This window comes from Stenotrophomonas sp. Y6, assembly GCF_022436665.1.
Classification (GTDB): domain Bacteria; phylum Pseudomonadota; class Gammaproteobacteria; order Xanthomonadales; family Xanthomonadaceae; genus Stenotrophomonas; species Stenotrophomonas acidaminiphila_A.
Genome location: NZ_JAKUKB010000022.1, coordinates 1 through 3,070, shown reverse-complemented (window position 1 = coordinate 3,070; position 3,070 = coordinate 1). Strand labels below are relative to the sequence as shown.

At 70.3% G+C, this 3,070-nt stretch carries 2 protein-coding genes; both read right to left on the bottom strand.

What is annotated here, in order from left to right; translation table 11 throughout:
• Positions 1-2,044, bottom strand: a 2,044-nt coding sequence (locus tag MKP15_RS16925; RefSeq protein ID WP_345778737.1) for a HAMP domain-containing protein, incomplete at its 3' end; no start/stop codon positions are given.
• A 136-nt stretch (positions 2,045-2,180) separates the two neighbouring features.
• A partial coding sequence (locus MKP15_RS16920; RefSeq protein WP_240213500.1) for a methyl-accepting chemotaxis protein occupies positions 2,181-3,070 on the bottom strand: 890 nt, incomplete at its 5' end.

Here is a 3,070-nt window from a genome sequence, read left to right as displayed (position 1 = left end):
CGGCCGCGCCCTGGGCGAGCTGGTTGGCCTGGCGCGCGTGCTCGGCGTTCTGGCGCACGGTGGAGGTCAGTTCCTCCATCGAGGCGGCGGTTTCCTCCAGGTTGGCGGCCTGCTGCTCGGTGCGGCGCGACAGGTCGTTGTTGCCGGTGGCGATCTCCGAGGCGGCCAGGTTGATGCTGGATGCGGCCTGCTGGATGCGGCCGACGATCGAGGTCAGCTGCGCCACGGTGGCGTTGGCGTCGTCGCGGATGCGCGCGAACACGCCCTGGTAGTTGCCTTCCATGCGCGCGGTGAGGTCGCCGCGCGACAGCGCGCCGAGCAGGGTGGAAACCTGGCCGACGCTGGACGCGAAACTATCCAGCAGGCCGTTGAGCTGTTCGGACAGCTGCAGCAGGAAGCCGCTCTTGCCGTCCAGCATGATGCGCCCGGAGAGCTCGCCGTTGGCGGCGGCGGCGACGATGCCGCTGACCTCGCGCTCGACCTGCACCTCGACGGTGCGGTCGTCCCACTCCACCACGTAGCCCAGGCGGTTGCCGTCGCCATCGGTCACCGGGTTGATGATCTGGCGCATGACGTGGTTGCCGACGGTGATCTGCGCGCGATGGGTGCCGTGCAGTTCGCCGAGCATCCTGCGCTGGTGCGCGGGGTGCTTGTGGAAGACGTCGATGTTGCTGCCGATCAGGGTCTTCATGTCGAAGTTCGGCAGGTCGCGGCGCATGTCCTGCTCGGCCTTGCCCAGCATCTGGAACAGCGGCCGGTTGGCGTAGATGATGGTGAGGTCGGCGTCGGCGATCATCACGCTGGTGGTGACGTCGTCCAGCGCGGAACGGATGCGCAGGTTCTCGGCGGCGAGGGCGGCGTCGCGCTCGATGCGCTCGCGCAGGTTGCCCTGCATGGTCTGCATGGAGCGCATCAGCGTGCCGATCTCGTCGTGGCGCGTGGCCTCGATGCGGCCGTCGAGCTTGCCGTGGGCGATGTCGTTGGCGACGCCGGCGGCGGCGGCCAGCGGCAGCACCACCTGCCGCCGCAGCAGCACGAACAGCGCGCTGCACAGCGCCAGCGCGGCCAGCAGCCCGACCGCGACGACGATGTACAGCAGCACGTCGGCCTGCCGGGTCAGCAGCGACTGCGGGACGATCACGCCCAGCGCGAAGTGCTGCGCGGCCTTGCCGACCTGGATCGGCACGTACACCGCGACATTGCCGTCGGCATCCGGGGTGAATGCCTCGGCGACCTCGCCCTTGGCGATGCGCGCGAGGATGGCGCCGGTGGCGGGATCCTGGCGCTGGGTACCTACCCCGGCCGGGTCGCGGCTGGCCAGCACGCGGCCGGCCGGCGACAGCAGTTCGACGTGGCCTTCGCCCATGGGCGTGAGCCGCGCGAGGTGCTCCTGCAGCGAGGACAGGGCGAAATCCACGGTCACCACGCCCAGGAAGCGCTCCTGCTCGACGATCGGGATCGACAGCGTGGTCATCAGCACCTGCTTGCCGTTGATGGTGTAGCTGTACGGCTCGACCAGCGTGGGCTGGCGGGTTTGGCGGGGCTTGAGGTACCAGTCGCCGTCGCCGGCCACGTCATAGCCGCGCAGGGCCTCGGTGACGGGCTTGCCGTCCGCCCAGGCCCAGTAGCTCATGAAGCGGCCGCTGGCATCGTGCCCCTCGGCATTGGCGTGCGCGGCATCGGCGCCGTCGAACGCGTCCGGCTCCCACAGCGTGCTGACCCCGACCCATTCCGGGTGCGCGAGCAGCTGCTGCTGCAGCAGTGCCGACACCGCGGGCCGGGTCAGCAGGCCCTGCTGGTGCTGCAGGCGCAGGGTGGCGGCCAGGGTGGTGGCGGTGTCGTAGGCTTCGCCGAGCCCGGCCGAAACCCGCTGTGCCTCGAGCCCGGCCAGGTTACGCATCGCGTCCTGCGACGACGAGAGCAGGGCGCTGCTGCTCTTCCAGTAGCTGATCGCGGCGGTGACGCCAAAGGAAATCAAGGCGATCAGCGCCACGCCCAGCATCAGGCGACTGACGATGCTGGAACCGGAACGGGGTTGGGACACAGCTCTCTCCTGCGGCCAGGTGCCCCGGGACATCGGGACACCGGCTCATGACTTTGTAAGAAAGGGCGGTGGTGTCGGATCACCGCCGCCCGGCAACGCCCGTGCGCGGTCCGTGGCGGACCGCGCGACGGATACTTCAGTGCGCCTGCGCGCCGGCGGCGGCCAGGCCGATGCCGCGCACCGCGGGTGCGGCCGCCGCCACGCGCACCGTGCCCGGCGCGGCGGCCAGCCGGAACTGCGAGACCGCCTCGCTCAGCTGGTGCGCCTGCTCCTCCATGGCGCGCGCGGCGGCGGTGGCTTCCTCCACCAGCGCGGCGTTCTGCTGGGTGGTCTCGTCCATCTGGGTGACGGTCTGGTTGACCTGCTCGATGCCCGCGCTCTGTTCCTGCGAGGCGGCGGAGATCTCGGCCATGATGTCGGTCACCCGCTGCACCGAGGTCACGATCTCGCCCATGGTGCTGCCGGCCTGGTGGACCAGCGCCGAGCCTTCGGAAACCTTGTCCACCGAGTTCTCGATCAGTTCCTTGATCTCCTTGGCGGCGCCGGCCGAGCGCTGCGCCAGGGTGCGCACTTCCGAGGCGACCACGGCGAAGCCGCGGCCCTGTTCGCCGGCCCGCGCGGCTTCCACCGCGGCGTTGAGCGCCAGGATATTGGTCTGGAAGGCAATGCCGTCGATCACGCTGATGATGTCGGCGATCTTCTTCGAGGAGGCCTCGATGTCGGCCATGGTGGTGACCACCTGGCCGACCACCTGGCCGCCCTGCGAGGCGACCCCGGCCGCGCCCTGGGCGAGCTGGTTGGCCTGGCGCGCGTGCTCGGCGTTCTGGCGCACGGTGGAGGTCAGTTCCTCCATCGAGGCGGCGGTCTCCTCCAGGTTGGCGGCCTGCTGTTCGGTGCGCCGGGAGAGGTCGTTGTTGCCGGTGGCGATCTCCGAGGCGGCCAGGTTGATGCTGGCCGCGGCCTGCTGGATGCGGCCGACGATCGAGGTCAGCTGCGCCACGGTTGCGTTGGCGTCGTCGCGCATCC